Annotated in this window: 15 protein-coding genes; 13 read left to right on the top strand and 2 right to left on the bottom strand. The window is 74.2% G+C overall.

The window, feature by feature from the left end; genetic code table 11:
• Positions 1-26: 26 nt before the first annotated feature.
• On the top strand, positions 27-794 hold the full coding sequence (locus ABD665_RS01485) for an SDR family oxidoreductase (RefSeq protein WP_204912567.1): 768 nt from the start codon (positions 27-29) through the stop codon (positions 792-794).
• A 10-nt stretch (positions 795-804) separates the two neighbouring features.
• Here the strand turns inward: ABD665_RS01485 and ABD665_RS01480 are convergent, their stop codons facing one another.
• Positions 805-1044 carry a hypothetical protein gene (locus tag ABD665_RS01480; protein ID WP_204912568.1) on the bottom strand — a complete coding sequence of 80 codons (240 nt, stop codon included), beginning with the start codon at positions 1042-1044 and terminating at the stop codon, positions 805-807.
• Between the two features lie 130 nt (positions 1045-1174).
• Between ABD665_RS01480 and ABD665_RS01475 the strand changes: the two genes are divergently transcribed.
• From ABD665_RS01475 to ABD665_RS01460, 4 genes are all read left to right on the top strand, one after another.
• Entirely contained in the window at positions 1175-3196 is a 2022-nt protein-coding gene (locus ABD665_RS01475) for a metallophosphoesterase (RefSeq protein WP_204912569.1), read from the top strand.
• Between the two features lie 435 nt (positions 3197-3631).
• Entirely contained in the window at positions 3632-5083 is a 1452-nt protein-coding gene (locus tag ABD665_RS01470) for a hemolysin family protein (protein WP_344740820.1), read from the top strand.
• Entirely contained in the window at positions 5080-6132 is a 1053-nt protein-coding gene (locus ABD665_RS01465; protein ID WP_344740818.1) for a hemolysin family protein, read from the top strand. Before ABD665_RS01470 ends, ABD665_RS01465 begins: the two co-directional genes overlap by 4 nt.
• Before the next feature lie 104 nt (positions 6133-6236).
• On the top strand, positions 6237-7247 hold the full coding sequence (locus ABD665_RS01460; protein WP_204912570.1) for an endonuclease/exonuclease/phosphatase family protein: 1011 nt from the start codon (positions 6237-6239) through the stop codon (positions 7245-7247).
• A 42-nt stretch (positions 7248-7289) separates the two neighbouring features.
• Here the strand turns inward: ABD665_RS01460 and ABD665_RS01455 are convergent, their stop codons facing one another.
• Entirely contained in the window at positions 7290-7787 is a 498-nt protein-coding gene (locus tag ABD665_RS01455) for a MarR family transcriptional regulator (protein WP_204912571.1), read from the bottom strand.
• Between the two features lie 163 nt (positions 7788-7950).
• Between ABD665_RS01455 and ABD665_RS01450 the strand changes: the two genes are divergently transcribed.
• The 8 genes from ABD665_RS01450 (at position 7951) to ABD665_RS01415 (ending at position 18967) form a co-directional block, all read left to right on the top strand.
• Positions 7951-8688, top strand: a complete 738-nt coding sequence (locus ABD665_RS01450) for a phenylalanine--tRNA ligase beta subunit-related protein (RefSeq protein WP_204912572.1) — start codon at positions 7951-7953, stop codon at positions 8686-8688.
• A gap of 48 nt (positions 8689-8736) precedes the next feature.
• A complete protein-coding gene (gene nicT / locus ABD665_RS01445; protein ID WP_204912573.1) occupies positions 8737-9909 on the top strand; it encodes a Nickel transporter NicT in 1173 nt (390 codons plus the stop codon).
• A complete protein-coding gene (locus ABD665_RS01440; RefSeq protein ID WP_204912574.1) occupies positions 9906-10397 on the top strand; it encodes a hypothetical protein in 492 nt (163 codons plus the stop codon). Before nicT ends, ABD665_RS01440 begins: the two co-directional genes overlap by 4 nt.
• Positions 10398-10577: 180 nt before the next feature.
• Positions 10578-12782, top strand: a complete 2205-nt coding sequence (gene katG, locus ABD665_RS01435) for a catalase/peroxidase HPI (RefSeq protein ID WP_425562125.1) — start codon at positions 10578-10580, stop codon at positions 12780-12782.
• Positions 12779-13540: a maleylpyruvate isomerase family mycothiol-dependent enzyme gene (locus ABD665_RS01430; RefSeq protein WP_204912576.1), complete on the top strand. Its 762-nt coding sequence runs from the start codon at positions 12779-12781 to the stop codon at positions 13538-13540. The genes katG and ABD665_RS01430 overlap by 4 nt, the downstream gene beginning before the upstream one ends.
• 170 nt (positions 13541-13710) lie before the next feature.
• Entirely contained in the window at positions 13711-16095 is a 2385-nt protein-coding gene (locus tag ABD665_RS01425) for an ATP-binding cassette domain-containing protein (RefSeq protein ID WP_344740813.1), read from the top strand.
• Positions 16088-17320, top strand: coding sequence for a hypothetical protein (locus tag ABD665_RS01420; RefSeq protein WP_204912578.1), 1233 nt, complete (start codon positions 16088-16090; stop codon positions 17318-17320). The genes ABD665_RS01425 and ABD665_RS01420 overlap by 8 nt, the downstream gene beginning before the upstream one ends.
• 99 nt (positions 17321-17419) lie before the next feature.
• Positions 17420-18967: a glycosyltransferase family 39 protein gene (locus ABD665_RS01415; RefSeq protein WP_204912579.1), complete on the top strand. Its 1548-nt coding sequence runs from the start codon at positions 17420-17422 to the stop codon at positions 18965-18967.
• The last annotated feature ends 13 nt before the right edge of the window (positions 18968-18980 follow it).

Genomic DNA, 18980 nt, shown 5'->3' with positions numbered 1-18980 from the left:
CTCGCCCGACCCGTGGAAAGGCCCCCATGACCACCCCGAACTTCCGCCTGGACGGTCAGGTGGCCCTGGTCACCGGCGCGGCGAGCGGCATCGGCCGCGGCATCGCGCTGGGGATCGCCGGCAGCGGCGCCGACGTCGCCTGCCTCGACCTCGCCGGACCCGCGCTCGACGACCTGGTCGCCGAGATCCACGAGTCGGGGCGCCGGGCCCTGGCCGTGCCCGGCGACGTCACCGACCCCACGAGCCTGGCCGAGGCGGTCCGCCGGACCGAGGCGGACCTGGGCCCGCTGGGCCTGGCGGTCAACAGCGCCGGCATCGCGGACGCGGCGCCGGCCGAGTCGATGGCGCTGGCGCAGTGGCAGCGCGTCGTCGACGTCGACTACACCGGGGTCTTCCTGTCCTGCCAGGCCGAGGCCCGGGTGATGCTGCCGCGCGAGCACGGCGCGATCGTCAACGTCGCGTCGATGTCCGGGACGATCGTCAACCGCGGGCTGCTGCAGGCCCACTACAACTCGGCCAAGGCGGCCGTCGCCCACCTGTCCCGCAGCCTCGCCATGGAGTGGGCCGACCGCGGCGTCCGTGTCAACGCCCTGAGCCCCGGCTACACCGCGACCCCGATGAACAGCCGCCCCGAGGTCGCCGAGCAGGTGAAGCAGTTCGAGGCGGACACCCCGCTCGGCCGGATGGCCCGGGTCGACGAGCTCGTCGGGCCGGCGGTCTTCCTGCTGAGCGACGCCGCCGGCTTCTGCACCGGCGTCGACCTGCTCGTCGACGGCGGCTTCACCTGCTGGTGAGCCAGGGCCCTCAGGACACCAGGGCCGGCTCGTGCGGGAGCGGACGGGGCAGGTGCTCGACGTTCACCGGCACCGCGCCCGGCTCGAGCGCACGCACCAGCGCGCCGACGTCGGTGCGGTCGGAGCGGACGGTCAGGTAGGCGAGGTGGTGGCGTACGCCGGCCCGGGCGGTGAGGCCCTCCCGCTGCAGACCGCGGGCGGCGGCGCAGGCGGAGGCGTGGTTCGGCAGGCGGAAGACCGTCAGGTTCACGGGCGCGACCGTAGGGAACCGGGGTGAACGGTCCGGGTCGCCGGACCGGTGACGGCGACCCCTGCTGTTCACCTGTCGTTCGATAGCCCGTCTATGGACGAGCGGTCCGCGGGAGCGCAGGCTCCGATGCGTGACACTTCTGGAGCAGGGCGGTCAGCCCATCACCATCGACGAGTACACCGAGTGGAACGCGAGGGAGCTGGCGCGGCAGGCGGTCAGCCGCCGCAGCGTGCTGAAGGCCGTGATGGCCGGGGCCGGGGGCTACGCGGCCGCCCAGTTCGGCCTCGCGAACGCCGCGTTCGCGGCCGGGGGCGGGGTCGTCGGCAGCTCGGGCACCGTGATCTCGGGCCGGCACCTGTCGTTCGTCTCGCACGCCGGCGACCGGCCGGACAACGCCATGGCCGTCACCGCGCAGCTCGTGAGCAAGACGGGCATGCTGCCGTCCAAGCTGCGCTGCTTCGTCGACGTCGGCACCGAGCCCGGCCACTACGGCGAGCGCTACGAGGCCGAGATCGTCCACCTCGTCGGCCAGTACGCCATCCCGGGCGGGCCGGTCGGCAGCCAGTTCTACGCCAAGGCGGTGCTCGACGGGCTGCGGGCCGACAAGGTCTACCACTACCGCCTGCGGCTCTCCGACGGCGCGAAGAGCGGCACCGCGTACTTCACGACGGCCCCGCCGCGGGCGAAGGGCAAGCGGAACCACGACAGCGAGGTCCCCGACCCCTTCACCTTCACCGCGTTCGCCGACGTCGGCACGAACAACGCCCCGACCGACCCGAAGTACGCCTGGGGCCAGGACCCGGAGAGCGTGAAGGCGGCGGGCGGCACCTGGCCCGCCGGGATCTTCGACAACAACTACTACAAGACCGACGACCCGGTCGCCGGCGCCAGCGGGCGCGACCCGCACCCGGCGGTCACCCAGACCAACCTGATGGCCTCCCAGCGGCCGGTGTTCACCCTGCTGGCCGGGGACATCTGCTACGCCGACCCGGGCGGCAGCGGGCTGCCCGCCGACGACTCCCACACCCCGCTGGGGACGTCGGCGCCGGGGACGAACCTCTACAACCCGTACGTCTGGGACGTCTTCCTCAACCAGATCGAGAGCCAGGCCGCCTTCACCCCGTACATGTTCGCCACGGGCAACCACGACATGGAGCCCCTCTACGGGAACACCCGCGAGCTGGGCGACAGCCCGACGCACGGCTACGGGGGTCACCTCGACCGGCTGGACCTGCCGACGAACGGGCCGAAGGGCTGCCCGTCGGTCTACCAGTTCGTCTACGGCAACGTCGCGGTCATCTCCGTCGACGCGAACGAGCTGAGCAACGAGATCCAGACCAACAAGGGCTACTCGAACGGCAGCCAGCTGGCCTGGGTCGAGAAGACGCTGAAGCACTGGCGCACCGACACCGACACCGCGCACGGCATCGACTTCGTCATCGCCTTCTTCCACCACTGCGCCTACTCGACGACGAACAACCACGCCTCCGACGGCGGGCTGCGCGACGCCCTCGACCCGCTCTTCTCCCGCTACGAGGTCGACCTCGTCGTGCAGGGCCACAACCACCTGCTCGAGCGGACGGACCCCATCCGGTACGGGAAGCCGACGCGCACGGCGCCCGACGGTTCCGTCGTGCACCCGCAGGTCGACGGCGTCACGTACATCTGCGTCGGCAGCGGCGGGCGGCCCCGCTACCCGTTCCGCCCGGCGCCCGGCGCCGACGCGCCGGCCCCCGAGGGTGTCGTCCCGACCGGTCCCCAGGCGCTGCCCGAGGGCCAGCGCTACCGCGGCTACGCGCCTCCCGGCGGCGAGAACACGACGGAGAACAACACCGAGAACGTCGTCAACAGCTACTACTGGTCGGCCGACGGCTCGGCCAAGAACGCCTCCGGCTACACGCAGGGCACCAAGGTGCCCGAGGTCGTCTCCTGGTCGCAGGTCCGCTACGACGCGTACGCGTTCCTGGCGATCGACGTGAAGCCGGCCCGCCAGGGCAAGCACACGACCCTGACGGTCCGCACGCTCGCCGACGCGCTGCCGGGGACGAACGAGGCCTACAGCGAGATCGACCGGGTCACCTTCCAGCGCCGGGCCGGCGAGGGACGCATCCGGCGCCTCGAGACGGGTCCGGTCGCGGACCCCACCCCGTAGGCGCGCGGTCGGTCAGGCCCGGGACGCGGGCCTGACCGACTCAGCCGCCGCTCCCGCGCCGGAGCACCGGCATCCGCAGGTGCGTGACGCGGGCGGCGGGGACGCAGACCTCCGGGTCGCCCAGCAGGACGTCGTCCGCCGCCAGGCCCGGGAAGCAGGGCCGCCGACCCAGCCGTCGGCGAGGTCGAACAGCCGCCCGACGGTGTGGTCCTCCCGAGCGATGCACCCGTCGAGCGACACCGACGCCTGCGCGACCACGGTTCCCACGGCTGCTCCCTCGTCCGACCCGGATGGACCCGACGGGGCAGACGCGGACGCCGGCGGAAGTCATCGGCCGGACGTGCGCCCCCGCCCCGGCCGGTATCGTGAGCGGCCACGCCGACCAACGACTCCTGCTCGCGCAGGGCGGCCGTGTCTCGACAGGACTGACTACCCGTGGGTTTCGAGTGGCTCATGGTCGGCGTCGGCCTGCTCCTGACCGTGGGCACGGGGCTGTTCGTCGCCTCCGAGTTCGCCCTGGTCAACCTCGACCGCCACGAGCTGGAGAACCGGCGGGCGGACGGCGAGACCCGGCTGGACACGACCATCGACGCGCTCCGGATCACCTCGACCCACCTGTCGGGGGCGCAGCTCGGGATCACCCTCACGACCCTGCTCACCGGGTTCACCTTCGAGCCGGCGGTGAGCGCGCTGCTCGCCGGACCCCTCGCGGGCGTGGGCGTGCCCGAGATGGCCGTCCCGGTCGTCGGCACGATCGTGGGCGTGGCCCTGGCCACGCTCTTCTCGATGGTGGTCGGCGAGCTCGTCCCCAAGAACTTCGCCCTGGCCCTGCCGGTCGCGACCGCGAAGCTCGTGCTGCCCTTCCAGACCGTCTTCACCACGGTCTTCCGACCGCTGATCGCGCTGTTCAACAACACCGCGAACGCCATCGTCCGCAGCTTCGGCATCGAGCCCAAGGAGGAGCTGTCCGGGGCGCGCAGCGCGGAGGAGCTGAGCTCGCTCGTCCGGCGCTCCGCCCTCGAGGGCAGCCTCGACGCCGACCACGCGACCCTGATCAGCCGCACGCTGCGGTTCGGGGACCGGACGGCGGGCGACGTCATGACCCCGCGCGTACGGATGGACAAGCTGCGCCTCGACGACACCGCCGACGACGTCCTGGACCTGTCCCGCCGCACCGGTCACTCCCGCTTCCCGGTGATCGGCGAGGACGCCGACGACATCCGCGGCGTCGTGCACATCAAGCAGGCCTTCGCGCTGGACCAGGAGCAGCGCCGCCGCGTCCCGGCGTCCGCGCTCGCCGTCGAGCCGCCGCGCGTGCCCGAGTCGATGTCCACCGAGACGCTCCTCGGCCTGCTGCGCCGCCAGAGCTTCCAGCTGGCCGTCGTCGCCGACGAATACGGCGGCACCGCGGGACTCGTCACGCTCGAGGACCTGGTCGAGGAGCTGGTCGGCGAGCTGACCGACGAGCACGACCGCGCCCGCGTCGACCTCGTCCGCCAGGGCGACTCGTTCACCTTCGACGCCGCACTGCGGCCCGACGAGCTCCACGAGCGGACCGGCGTACGGGTGCCCGAGGACGAGGAGTACGAGACGGTCGGGGGCTTCGTGACCGACCGCCTCGACCGGCTGCCCGACGTGGGCGACGAGGTGGACGTCGAGGGCGGCACGCTGCGCGTGGAGCGGATCGACGGCAGCCGGGTCGACCGGGTCCGCTTCACCCCAGACGAGCCGGACCCGGCCGAGCTCGAGGAGGAGGTCGCCGAGGGCGAGCGACGCCACACCCGCCAGGAGCGTCGTCAGGAGAAGGCCGCGGCCGAGCAGCGCGCCGCCGACGAGCGGGCCGCGCCCGACGACCACGGGACGACCGACGGGCGGGCCGACGCGTGAACGAGGTCGTGCCCGGGCTGGTCTGGCTCGTCGTCCTGCTGGCCGCGAACGCCTTCTTCGTCGGCGCCGAGTTCGCCGTCGTGACCGCGCGCCGCTCCCAGGTCGAGCCGCTGGCCGACGAGGGCAGCCGCGCCGCCCGGACGACCCTGTGGGCGATGGAGCACGCGACGCTGATGCTGGCGACGTCCCAGCTGGGCATCACGATCTGCTCGCTGCTCATCCTCAACGTGTCCGAGCCGGCGATCCACCACCTCTTCGAGCTGGCCCTCGGCCCGACCGGGCTCTCCGCGGACACCGTGGACGTCGTGTCGTTCGTCGTAGCGCTGCTGCTCGTCACGTTCCTGCACGTCGTGCTCGGGGAGATGGTGCCCAAGAACCTGTCGTTCTCGGTCCCCACCCGCGCCGCGCTCCTGCTCGCCCCGCCGCTGGTCCTCGTGTCCCGGGTGCTGCGCCCGGTCATCCGGTCGCTGAACGCCCTCGCCAACGCGGCCGTCCGCCTCTTCGGCGTGGAGCCCAAGGACGAGGCGTCCAGCGCGTTCACGCTCGACGAGGTCGCCGGCATCGTCGAGCAGTCCACCCGGGAGGGCCTGCTGTCGGACCGCTCGGGGACGCTGTCGAACACGTTCGAGTTCACCGAGGCCAAGGTCGGCGACGTCGTGGTCGGGATGGACGAGCTCGTCTGCCTGCCGCCGCGCGCCACCCCGGCCGACGTCCAGCGGGCCGTCGAGCAGGGCGGCTACTCGCGATACCCGGTCCAGGACGCGGCCGGCCTCCCGGTCGGCTACGTGCACCTCAAGGACGTCCTCGACCTCGTCGACGGGCCGGCCGCGCGGCTGCCGATCCCCCGCGCGCGCATCCGGCACCTGCGGGCCATCGACCAGACGGGCGACCTCGAGGACGCCCTCGCGGGCATGCGCCGCGACGGCCTGCACCTGGTGCGCGCGGTCGACGACGCCGGCGCCACGACGGGGGTGCTCTTCCTCGAGGACATCATCGAGGTCCTTGTGGGCGAGGTCCAGGACGCCACCTCGCACCACGAGAGCAGCTGAGCCGACGCGGGACCGTGGTCCGACCTCCCGACGACCGTGGACCGGTGCGCGGACCCCTCCCGCCCTCCTAGCGTCGGTGCTCCACCGAGGCGAGGGAGCACACCGTGCGGGTCGACCGCGTACGACCGACGGCCGCACGGCTGCTGACCGGCCTGGCCGTCCCGGCCGCCGTGGTCTCGGGCGCGCTGTTCTGGAGCCGCTATGTGCCCGCCCGGGTGCTGCCGCTGCGGCCCGACACCTGGGCGATGGTCACGGCCTTCACCGACCTCGCCGCCCCCGGGCTGGTCCTCGCCACCGTCGCGGCGACCGCGGCGCTCGCGCTGCGCCGACGCGTGGCGCGGGCCGTCCTCGTCGGGCTCTGCGCGGCCGCGACCGTCGTCCCCGTCCTGCTGCTCGCGCCCCGCTGGGTCGCCGACCCCGGCGCCCCGACCGAGCGGACCCTCACGGTCCTGGCGCTGAACGCCCGCCTGGGCCGCGCCGACCCCGCAGCGCTCGCGGAGGCGGCCCGGACCGCCGACCTCGTCGTGCTGACCGAGGCCACCGCACCCCTGCTGCAGGCCCTGACCGAGGACGGGCTCACCGAACGGCTCCCCTACCGCAGCACGGGGACGCTGCCCGCGGCCGGCGCCTCCGGGACGGTCGTGCTCTCGCGCTACCCCGTCACCCGTACGGAGCCGCTGTCGGCCGACCTCTCCAACCAGGCCTGGGTGTGCCGGGTCGACCTGCCGGGGTCCGGGCCGGCGCTCACCGTGGTCGCCGTGCACCCGGCGCGGCCCCGCACCGGGGGCACGCACTGGCTCCCGGAGCAGGAGGACCTCCGGGCGGCGCTGCCGACCTCGGGCCCGCGCCTGCTCGCCGGCGACTTCAACGCGGTCGCCTCGCACCCCACCCAGCGCGCGCTGGCCGCGGACGGGTGGCGGTCGGCCGTGGACGAGGCGGGCGCCGGCTGGGTGCCGACCTACCCGGCCGACCGCCGCCTCGTGCCGCCGCTGATCGACATCGACCACGTGCTCGTCCGGGGTGGGGTCCGGGCGACCGCGGCCCGCAGCGTGGCGGTGCCGGGCACCGACCACCTCGGTCTGCTCGTGGGGGTCACGCTGACGCCCGAGCCGTGAACCGCGCGCGGGCCCGCCTGCGGGGAGCCGTGCGGGAGCGGGTCAGCGCGTCCGGGCGTGCAGGTCGCGGGCGATCGAGCCCAACCAGGTCGAGACGAAGGGCAGGTCGGCGGCCGGGACCATGTGGAGGCTGGCGAGCAGCGTCTGCTGGCCCGCCGTGGCCAGCTCCTCGCCCCGGCGCGTCAGGCGGATGAGCATCCGGCGCCGGTCGCTGGGGTGCCTGGTGCGCTCGGCGACGCCGTGCCGCTCGAGCCGGTCCACGAGCGCCGTCGCGGCGCTGCTGGTGAGGCTGAGGTCGCGGGCCAGGTCGGACTGCCCGCGCGGCCCGTGCACGGCCAGCGACGAGATGGCCTGGCTCTCGGTCGTGCCGAGGCCGACGGACGCCGCCGCGTTCACCCGGTAGCGCTCCGCCGCCATGATCAGGGCGCGCAGGTTGTGCAGCGCCTCGCTCATCGTGGGGTCCTCGGGTCCGGCGGGCTCCTCGGTGCGGGCCAGGATCGCGAGGTCGTCCACGACGCGCTCGTCGGTGGGATACAGCATCAGGACCTCCTCTCCCCCGGGTGCCCCTCGAACCGTGCGTCGAGGAGCCAGCTCAAGGGTCACATACCCAAGAGCATTTCTCAGGTAACACCCAGCATCTTCTTGGTCTTTGTGACATTGCACTCACCGCTGGGCGGAGCGGTCGTACGGAAGGTTGGAGCCCATGACCACCACGGACCTGCACGCGTTCCTCGAGGGCGCCGTCGTCGAGGAGGCCGTCGCCGCGCTGCGGCCGGACTACCGCGCCCTGCTGCTGGCGGTCGACGGCCTCCAGCCCGAGGACGCCGGAGCCCCGACGGACCCGGCCACGGAGGCCTTCCTCGTGGACGCCGAGGGGTCGGCGCGCGCGGCGCTGGCGGCCGGGCCGGTGGAGGAGCTGCCGCACGTGGCGGCCTGGCGCGAGGCGTACCGGGCGTTCGGGGCCAAGCCGCAGCGCACCCGCAACAGCCTCGAGGCCCTCCTGCGCCGCGCGGGTGCGGGCCTGCCGCGCGTGAACCGGCTGACCGACGTCTACAACGCCGTCTCCGTGCTGCACCAGCTCCCGCTCGGCGGCGAGGACCTGCAGCGCTACGTCGGCTCACCCCAGCTGCGCCGCGCGACCGGCGCCGAGACCTTCGACACCGCGGCCGACGGCGGACCGGCCGTGGAGCACCCGGAACCGGGCGAGGTCGTCTGGTGCGACGACGCCGGCGTCACCTGCCGGCGCTGGAACTGGCGCCAGGGCGTCCGGACCCGCCTGACCCCGTCGACCACGACCGCCTTCTTCGTCCTCGACGCCCTCGACCCGCTGACGGACGCGCAGCTGCACGCCGCCGCGGACGACCTCGTCGAGCACCTGGCGCCCCTCGGGCCCGACGTCTCGGCCGTCCGGCGCCAGGTCGGGCGCCCGCCGATGAACTAGCGTCGGGCCGACCGTCCCGCCCACCGCCTCGTCCCAGGGAGGAGCCCGATGACCACGTCCGCCCCACCCGCGCAGACCGTCACCGGTCGCCTGCAGGACCTCGTCGGCCGGCTGGACCCCGCCGACCGCCGCTCGCTCGTCGCCATGGGCGCGGTCGTCGTCGGGCTGCACGTCGTCGGCGTCGGGGTGCTGCTCGGCCTGGTCGTGCCGGAGCACCACCAGCTCGGCGGCTCCACGCCCGTCTTCGGGGTGGGCGTCGGCGTGCTGGCGTACACGTTCGGCCTGCGGCACGCCTTCGACGCCGACCACATCGCCGCCGTCGACAACACGACGCGCAAGCTGCTCGCCGACCGGGCGGTCACGGGCACGGGCCGGCGTCCGCTGTCGGTCGGCTTCTGGTTCTCGCTCGGCCATTCCAGCGTCGTCTTCGCCCTCGCCCTCGGCATCTCCGCCGGGGTGAAGGTCCTCGCCGGACAGGTCACCGACGACGGCTCCCGGCTGCACGCCGTCACCGGCCTCGTCGGCGCGTCGGTGTCCGGGCTGTTCCTGTGGGTGCTCGGCGTGCTCAACCTCGTCGTGCTCGTGGGCCTGCTGCGGGTGTTCCGCCGGATGCGCCACGGCGACTACGACGAGCAGGAGCTGGAGGACCAGCTCCAGCGGCGCGGCTTCCTGAACCGGTTCCTCGGCGGCCTGACCCGCACCGTGACGAAGCCCTGGCACATCTACCCCGTCGGCCTGCTCTTCGGCCTCGGCTTCGACACGGCGACCGAGGTAGGCCTGCTCGTGCTCGCGGGCGGCGCGGCGGCGTTCGACCTGCCCTTCTACGCGATCCTCGTGCTGCCGGTCCTGTTCGCGGCGGGCATGTGCCTGATGGACACCCTCGACGGCGTGCTGATGACGGGCGCGTACGGGTGGGCGTTCCGCAGGCCGGTGCGGAAGGTCTACTACAACCTCACGATCACCTCGATCAGCGTCGCCGTGGCCCTCGTGATCGGCACCATCGAGCTGGTCGGGGTCCTCGCCGACCAGCTCGGCATCGACCGCGGCCCGCTCGCCGCCGTGGCGGGCATCCCGCTCGACCGGGCGGGTTACGCCATCGTCGGCCTGTTCGTCGTCGCCTGGGTCGGGGCCCTCGCCGTCTGGCGCTACGGCCGCATCGAGGAGCGCTGGTCGGCGGCCCCCGCGGACCCGCACGACCCGCCGTCACCGCCGCGGCCGTGACGACGACCGTCTGGGACGCACGCGACGACCGGCGGTGGCCGCTGCGCCTCGCGGTGGGCGCGGTGCTGGCCGTCGGCCTGCACCTGCTCCTGGTCTTCTTCGCGGGCGGCAACGTCTTGTCCGGCCTCGGGGTGGTCCTGCTTGCCGTGGCGGTGGGCTGGCGGGACGCGCGCCTCCGCGTCCGCCTCACGCCGGACGGGGTAGAGGTCCGACGGCTCCGGACGACGCTCTACCGCTACGCCGAGATCGACAGCGTGCGAGTGGCGCCCGACTGGGCCGAGACCTGCGGGACGGTCTGGATCCGGCTCCGCGGCGCCGTGCCGCAGTCCGAGCCGGAGGTCCTCCGGCCGCCGCCCGGCTGGGGTCGCTCCGACCCGGAGCAGGCGCTCGCGGAGGTCGTGGCCGAGGTCCAGGGCCACGTCGACGAGGCTCGTACGGTCGGCCGGTCGTCGGTGCGGGAGCAGCTGGAGGAGCCGCCGCCGGGGTGACCCTGGACACCCGCAGGGCGGGCGATGCGTCCCGACCGCGGTCGAGGCGTGAAACTGGTACTGCTACCCCAGATCGCCCTCGAGCAATCGGAGATTCACCGAACCATGACCGACGAGTACTCCACGGACACCGAGCACGTCGACACAGAGCAGGTCGACACGCAGACGCGCGAGGCGCACATGAACACCGAGGAGGCCGCCGGCTGCCCGGTCGACTTCGGCCGGATCAGCCACCCCACGGAGGGCGGCAACAGCAACCAGCGCTGGTGGCCCAAGTCCCTGAACCTGGCGGTCCTGCGCAAGCACGGCGCCGCGTCCAACCCGATGGACCCCGACTTCGACTACGCCGCGGCCTTCGCCACCGTCGACCTCGACGAGCTGCGCGCCGACGTCGAGCAGGTCATGACGACGTCGCAGCCCTGGTGGCCCGCCGACTTCGGCCACTACGGCCCCTTCTTCATCCGGATGGCCTGGCACAGCGCCGGGACCTACCGCGTCACCGACGGCCGTGGCGGGGCGGGTGCGGGCATGCAGCGCTTCGCGCCGCTCAACAGCTGGCCCGACAACGCGAGCCTGGACAAGGCCCGCCGCCTCGTCTGGCCCGTCAAGCAGAAGTACGGCAAGCGCCTCTCGTGGGCCGACCTGATCGTCTTCACCGGCACGGTCGCGCTCGAGTCGATGGGGCTGAAGACCTTCGGCTTCGCCGGCGGCCGCGAGGACGCGTGGGAGCCCGACCAGGACGTCTACTGGGGCCCCGAGGACACCTGGCTCGGCGACGACCGCTACACCGGCGACCGCGAGCTGGAGCAGCCGCTGGCCGCGGTCCAGATGGGCCTCATCTACGTCAACCCCGAGGGCCCGAACGGCAACCCGGACCCGATGGCCTCCGCGCGCGACATCCGCGAGACCTTCGGCCGGATGGCGATGAACGACGAGGAGACCTTCGCCCTCATCGCCGGCGGCCACACGTTCGGCAAGACGCACGGTGCGGCCGACCCCGAGGGCCACGTCGGCCCGGAGCCGGAGGGCGCCGCGATCGAGCAGCAGGGCCTGGGCTGGGCCAACAGCTACCGCAGCGGCAAGGGCGGCGACACGATCACCAGCGGGCTCGAGGTCACCTGGACCGCGGAGCCGACGCGCTGGGGCCAGAAGTACCTGGAGAACCTGTACGGGCTCGACTGGGAGCTCGGCAAGGGTCCGGGCAACGCGTGGCAGTGGTCGCCGAAGAACGGCGCCGCGGCGGCGACGGTGCCCGACCCGGAGACCAACGAGCCGACCCGCACCCCGGGCATGCTCACCTCCGACATCGCGCTCAAGGTCGACCCGGTCTACAACGAGATCGGCCGGCGCTTCCTGGCCGACCCCGAGGCGTTCGGTGACGCGTTCGCCCGCGCCTGGTTCAAGCTCACGCACCGCGACATGGGCCCGATCCAGCGCTACCTCGGCCCGTGGGTCCCGACCGAGGAGCTCGTCTGGCAGGACCGGGTGCCGGCCGTCGGGCACGCCCTGGTCACGGCGGACGACGTCGCCACGCTCAAGGAGCGCGTCCTCGCCACCGGCCTCGGCGTCTCCCGCCTCGTCGCCACGGCCTGGGCCTCCGCCTCGACCTACCGCACGAGCGACAAGCGCGGCGGCGCGAACGGCGCCCGGGTCCGGCTCCAGCCGCAGAGCGGCTGGGAGGTCAACGAGCCCGACGAGCTGCACCGGGCGCTCACCGCGCTCGAGCAGGTGCGCGACGCGTTCAACGCCGCCGGCGGCCCGACGCAGGTCTCGCTCGCCGACCTGATCGTGCTGGCCGGCGACGCCGCGGTGGAGAAGGCCGCGGCCGACGCCGGGCACCCGGTCGCGCTCCCGTTCACCCCGGGCCGCACCGACGCGACGCAGGAGCAGACCGACGTCGAGTCGTTCGTCCCGCTCGAGCCGAGCGCCGACGGGTTCCGGAACTTCCTCGGCAAGGGCCACCGGCTCCCCGCGGAGTACCTCCTGGTGGACCGGGCGAACCTGCTCGGCCTCACCGCACCGGAGCTCACCGTGCTCGTCGGCGGCCTCCGGGTCCTCGGCGCCAACGTGGGCGGGTCGTCGTACGGCGTGCTGACCGACCGGGTCGGCGTGCTGAGCAACGACTTCTTCGTCAACCTGCTCGCCTTCGGGACCGAGTGGCGCCCCGTCGAGGGGACGCCGGACACGTACGAGGCGGTCGACTCGGCGACGGGTGCGGTCCGCTGGACCGGGACGCGCAACGACCTGGTGTTCGGGTCGAACTCGGAGCTGCGGGCCGTGGCCGAGGTCTACGCCAGCGACGACGCGAGCAAGAAGTTCGTCGCCGACTTCGCCGCGGCGTGGACGAAGATCATGATGGCCGACCGCTGGGACCTCCTGGCGTGAGCACGACGGGGTCCGGGTCCGGACCGGACCCCGTCGACCACCTCGCGGCGCTGCGGACCGAGGGCGACCTGCTGGTCGCCGCGGTCCGCGGTGCCGACCTGGACGCGACCGTCCCGGGGCTGACCTGGGACGTGCGGACCGTGGCCGTGCACACCGGGTCCGTGCACCGCTGGGCGACGGACCTCGTCCGGCGGCGGCTGCCGGCCCCGACCGGCAGCAGCGCCGCCTTCACCCCGGCCGACCTGCCCGACGACGACCTCGCCGCCTGGCTGACCGACGGCCTCGACGCTCTCGTCACCACCCTGCGCGACGCCCCGGCCGACCTCGCCTGCTTCACCTTCGTCGACGGGATCGCCCCGCGAACCTTCTGGCGGCGGCGGCAGGCGCACGAGACCGCGGTCCACCGGGCCGACGTCGAGGCCGCGGGCGGCGCGGACGTGACGCCGGTGCCGGCCGCGTTCGCGCAGGACGGCCTGGCCGAGCTCGTCGGCGCGTTCGCCACCGAGGCCGCGTACGCGGTCGACCGCCGGGGCCTGCTCGCCCTCGTCCCCGACGACGGACCGGCCTGGTCGGTGCGGTTCGGCGACGGGCCCCACCGGGTGACCACCGGTCCCGCGGTCGACGTGAACGCGGCCGACGCGGTCGTACGGGGCTCGGGTTCCGCGGTCTACCTCTGGGCCTGGAACCGCCCCTCCCCCGTCGAGGTCACCGGCGACGACGCCGTCCTCGCCCTCTGGCGCCGGGTCCGCGTGACCTGACCCGCGCCCGTGCTCGTCCCCCGTACCAGGAACCGCCGAGGTGGGGCACCCCGATGAGTCGAGCCGCGGTCGGGAGTCAGCGTTTCCTGCGGGTGGCGCCGCCGGGGTCACGTCCTGTCGGTCCCTGGCGTCATACTCGCAAGCCAGCCCAGGACCAGCGAGGAGCCGCCGTGAGCACCGCCACCGAGACGCCACGCGTCGCGGACGTCCCGTCCCGAGGCCCCCACGACGTGATCCGGGTGGTCGGCGCGCGCGTGAACAACCTGCGCGACGTCAGCATCGAGATCCCCAAGCGGCGCCTGACCGTGTTCACCGGCGTGTCCGGCTCGGGCAAGAGCTCGCTGGTCTTCGACACGGTGGCCGCGGAGTCGCAGCGGCTGATCAACGAGACCTACAGCTCGTTCCTGCAGGGCTTCATGCCGACCCAGGCCCGGCCGGACGTCGACGTCCTCGAGGGGCTGACCACGGCGATCATCGTCGACCAGCAGCGGATGGGCGCCGACCCGCGCTCGACGGTCGGCACCGCGACCGACGCGAACGCGATGCTGCGGATCCTCTTCAGCCGGCTCGGCCGGCCGCACATCGGCTCGGCCCAGGCCTTCTCCTTCAACGTCGCCTCCATCAGCGGCAGCGGTGCGGTGAGCACGACCAAGGGCGGGCAGGAGGTCAAGGAGCGGCGCAGCTTCAGCATCACCGGCGGCATGTGCCCGCGCTGCGAGGGCCGCGGCGCCGTGAACGACATCGACCTCACCCAGCTCTACGACGACAGCCGCTCCCTCGCCGGGGGCGCGCTCACGATCCCGGGCTACTCGATGGACGGCTGGTACGGCCGGATCTTCGCGGGCGCGGGCTTCGACATGGACCTCCCGATCCGCGACTACCCGGCGAAGGACCTGAACCGCCTCCTGCACGCCGAGCCCACCAAGATCAAGGTCGAGGGCATAAACCTCACGTACGAGGGGCTGCTCCCCCGGCTCCGCAAGTCGGTGCTGTCCAAGGACGTCGACGCCCTCCAGCCGCACGTGCGGGCGTTCGTCGAGCGTGCGGTCACCTTCTCGACCTGCCCGGACTGCGACGGCACCCGCCTCACGGAGGCCGCCCGGTCGTCCACGATCGGCGGCGTGAGCATCGCCGACGCCTGCGCCATGCAGATCACCGACCTCGCGGCGTGGGTCCGGGGCCTGGACGAGCCGTCCGTCGCCCCGCTGCTCACCGCCCTGCGCGGGACGCTCGACTCCTTCGCCGAGATCGGCCTCGGCTACCTCAGCCTCGACCGGTCCTCCGGCACGCTCTCGGGCGGCGAGTCGCAGCGGACCAAGATGGTCCGGCACCTCGGCTCGGCGCTGACCGACGTCACGTACGTGTTCGACGAGCCGACGGTCGGGCTGCACCCGCACGACATCCAGCGGATGAACGCGCTGCTGCTGCGGCTGCGCGACAAGGGCAACACCGTGCTCGTCGTGGAGCACAAGCCGGAGACGATCGTCATCGGCGACCACGTCGTCGACCTCGGGCCCGGCGCGGGGACGGCGGGCGGCGAGGTCTGCTTCGAGGGCACGGTCGACGGCCTGCGGGCCAGCGGGACGATCACCGGCCGCCACCTCGAGGACCGCGCCCGGCTCAAGGACGCCGTCCGGACGCCGCGCGGGGCGCTCGAGGTCCGCGGGGCGTCGGAGCACAACCTCCGCGACGTCGACGTCGACGTCCCGCTCGGGGTGCTGGTCGTCGTGACCGGCGTCGCCGGGTCCGGCAAGAGCTCGCTGGTCCACGGGTCGCTGCGCGGCCGCGAGGGCACGGTCGTCGTCGACCAGGCGCCGATCCGGGGCTCGCGGCGGAGCAACCCCGCGACGTACACGGGTCTGCTCGAGCCGGTCCGCAAGGCGTTCGCCAAGGCGAACGGGGTGAAGCCCGCGCTGTTCAGCGCGAACTCCGAGGGCGCCTGCCCGAGCTGCAACGGCGCCGGCGTCGTCTACACAGACCTGGCGATGATGGCGGGCGTGGCGACGACCTGCGAGGTGTGCGAGGGACGACGGTTCTCGGCCGACGTGCTCGAGTACCGCTACGGCGGGCGCGACATCAGCGAGGTGCTCGGGATGTCCATCACGGAGGCCGAGGCGTTCTTCGGCGAGGGCGAGGGCCGGCTGCCCGCCGCGCACACGATCCTGCGCCACCTGGTGGACGTCGGCCTCGGCTACGTGAGCCTCGGCCAGCCGCTGACCACGCTGTCGGGCGGCGAGCGGCAGCGGCTCAAGCTGGCGACGCACCTCGGCGACAAGGGCGGGCTGGTCGTGCTCGACGAGCCGACCACCGGTCTGCACCTGGCGGACGTGGACCAGCTGCTCGCGCTGCTCGACCGGCTCGTCGACGGCGGCAAGTCGCTCGTGGTCATCGAGCACCACCAGGCGGTCATGGCGCACGCCGACTGGATCATCGACCTCGGCCCCGGAGCGGGGCACGACGGCGGCCTGGTCGTGTTCGAGGGCACCCCCGCCGCGCTGGTCGCCGCGGCGTCCACCCGGACCGGCGAGCACCTCGCGGAGTACGTCCGTGGCTGAGGACGACGTGCGCGGGCCGGACCCGGTGCCGCAGGACCCGTCCGCGCCGGAGGCCGACCCGGCCCCGGCAACGGGCGTCCCGGACCCCGCCCCCTTCTACGCGCAGCGCCGGCCGCGGCGCTGGCCCTGGGTCGCGGCGCCCGTGGCGGTGGCGGTCCTGGTGGCGGGCGGGTTCGTGGTGCACGAGCGCACGACCACCGCCCCCGCCGTGCCGGCGCCGACCGCGGCGCCGGTCGACCCGACGGCCGTGGTCCCGCCCGCGCCCGGAGAGCTCGCCGGCTTCGCGCTCGCCGGGGCCGGCGACGTCGTCGTGCACCTCCAGACCGCGGGCGCCGTGCAGCGGGCCGACCTGGCCAGCGGGGCGGCGACCGTCACGCCCACGCCCGGGCTCGCGGAACCCTCGAGCTTCTTCGCCGGTCCCGGCTGGGTCGCCTCCAAGACGGTCGGCGCAACCACGGGCGTGCTGGTCCGCGACGGCGGCAGGGCCCAGGTGCTGCCCGTCTCGGTGCAGCAGGCCGGCAGCGCGTACCCGGGACCGGGCGGCGGCATCTGGGTGCTCCCGCAGCAGTCCGACCGGAACGGCGGCCGTACGGCGGTGCTCGTCGACGTCGAGGGCGACCGCGTCGGCGACACCAGCATCCGGGTGCCGGACGCCGTCGGGCTCCCCGTCGGGCACCTGACCGGGGCGCTGGTCACGTCCGGCACCGCGGGGACGTACGAGGCCGGTCCCGAGGGCACGCGCCGGCTCTCCCGCGGCACGCTGCTGGGGCTCGGCACGGACGCGGTGCTGAGCTGGGACTGCAACACCCAGAAGCGCTGCGACGCCCGGGTGAACCGCCCCGGCAAGGCCCCGCGGTACCTGCCGGCCGTCCACAAGTCGCTCCTCGGCCTGTACGCCGACGACGTCGCCGCGGCGGCCACCGGGCGCGGGGTGCTGAGCCCGGACGGCGCCTGGCTCGCCCTCGAGCTGCCCAAGCCGACCCGGTCGGGCGCGCGCCTCGTGCTGGTCGAGCTCTCGAGCGGTCACCGGGTCGAGGTCCCCGGGGCCCTGGCGGACCGGCGCAGCACCGACCAGGCCGCCTGGACCCCGAACGGGCGCTACCTGCTCACCCTCACCGACGGCCGGCTACGGGTCTTCGACGCCACCACGGAGAAGGTCGCGACGGTCGGCGGGACCCCCGCCGACCTGCGTCACCTCACCATCGCCGGCACCGCGACGATGTAGGCGGTCGGCGGCGCGAAGGGTCCTCAAGAACGGCGCAAGGTACGCGCAATCTCCTCCCGGAACCGGCGACCCGGGCCCGGCAGCGACTACCGTTCCGACGTGCCCACCTCGACGTTGAGACTGGCGTCGTCGGACGAGCTCGACGGCCGGAGAGCCGTCGACGGCCCCCGGCGGAGCGCCGTCACGCCCACCCCGTGGGCCGCTCGGGCGGCCGTCCTGGTGCCAGCGTTCCTGATGCTCTGCCTGGGTCTGGTGGGCCTCGACCGGCACTCCGTGTGGCGGGACGAGGCGGCCTCGCTGGTCGCCGCGCGCCGGAGCCTGCCCGAGCTGTGGACGATGCTCGGCAACGTCGAGACCGTGCACGCGCTCTACTACACGCTCCTGCACGCCTGGCTCCAGCTCGGCGGCGGCGAGGTGTGGGCGCGGGTCCCCTCGGTGCTCGCCATGACCGCGGCCGCCGGGCTCGTCGCTGCGGTCGGGAGCCGCCTGGTGTCGCCCACGGTCGGCCTCGTGGCCGGGCTGCTGTTCGCGGTGAACCCCTCGGTGTCCTACTACGCGCAGGAGGCGCGCTCGACCGCGCTCGTCGCGGCCGTGGCCCTGCTCGCCGTCTGGTTCCTGCTGCGCGCCGTCGACCGACGACCGGGCTGGTGGGCGGCGTACGCGGTCGCCTGCCTGGTCCTCATCGGGCTCAACCTGCTCGCCGTCCTGGTCCCGCTGAGCCTCGTGCTGACCCTGCTCGCGTGGGGCCGCACGCGGCGGGTGCTGCTGCGCTGGGCGCTGGCGACCGCGCCGGCGCTGCTGCTGACCGGCGTCCTGCTCGCCGTCACCAGCCGCCAGCCGTTCCAGGTCGGCTGGATCCCCCGGCCCGGCGTCGGTTCGCTGCGCGACCTGGCCCACCTCGCCCTGGGCCCGACCCTCCCGCTCGTCGTGCTGGGTGCGCTGCTCGTGCTGGCCGGGATGCTGCCGGGCGGACCGCGGCCGGAACGCCGGCTCCGGGCTCTCGCCGTGCCGCTGCTGGTCCTGCCGCCCGCCGCCCTCCTGGCCGCCTCGTTCGTGCAGCCCGTCTTCGTGGCGCGCTACGTCTTCCCGTCCGTCGCGCCGGCCGCGCTGCTGGCCGCCCTGGGGGTGGTGCGGCTCGCCCGGGCGGTCGTCCGGCGACCGCACCCGGCCGGGCCCGCCCTGGTGGCCGCGGCCGCGGTGCTCCTGGTCAGCGTCGTCGGCGTCGGCGCGCAGCGCGCGGAGCGCACGCCGGGCTCGCGACCGGACGACCTCGCCGGCGCGGCCGACATCATCGACCGCCAGGCGGCGCCCGGCGACGTGGTGCTCTTCCTGCCCGACAACCGTCGGCTCCTCTCGCTGGTCTACCCCGGCTCCTTCGACGGCGTGCGCGACGTGTCGCTCGCCCAGGGGCCGGACGCGACCGGCAACCTGACCGGTCGGCCGCTGCCCCTCGCCACGACGCTGGAGAACCTCTCGGCGAGCCGGCGGGTGTGGGTCGTCGGCCGCCCCGGGCTGCAGCTGCTACCCTCGGAGACCGACGCGCAGGCCGAGCTCGAGCTCCTGCGCCGCGACTTCCGCCCGGTGCAGCGCACCGGGAGCCACGGCGTCGGCATCGCGCTCTACGTGCCGCGGTCCACCTCCACCTGACCCCGGCCGGTGA

Origin of the sequence: Microlunatus spumicola, from assembly GCF_039536445.1 — a bacterium.
Classification (GTDB): domain Bacteria; phylum Actinomycetota; class Actinomycetes; order Propionibacteriales; family Propionibacteriaceae; genus Microlunatus; species Microlunatus spumicola.
Note: the sequence above shows the minus strand (reverse complement) of the source record. Positions and strands in the feature narration are given on the sequence as shown.

Bases quoted from the DNA above. Each gene is read 5' to 3' on its own strand.
- katG (WP_425562125.1), top strand. From the start codon at position 10,578: ATGAACACCGAGGAGGCCGCCGGCTGCCCGGTCGACTTCGGCCGGATC.
- nicT (WP_204912573.1), top strand. From the start codon at position 8,737: ATGACCACGTCCGCCCCACCCGCGCAGACCGTCACCGGTCGCCTGCAG.
- ABD665_RS01450 (WP_204912572.1), top strand. From the start codon at position 7,951: ATGACCACCACGGACCTGCACGCGTTCCTCGAGGGCGCCGTCGTCGAG.
- ABD665_RS01485 (WP_204912567.1), top strand. From the start codon at position 27: ATGACCACCCCGAACTTCCGCCTGGACGGTCAGGTGGCCCTGGTCACC.
- ABD665_RS01455 (WP_204912571.1), bottom strand. From the start codon at position 7,787: ATGCTGTATCCCACCGACGAGCGCGTCGTGGACGACCTCGCGATCCTG.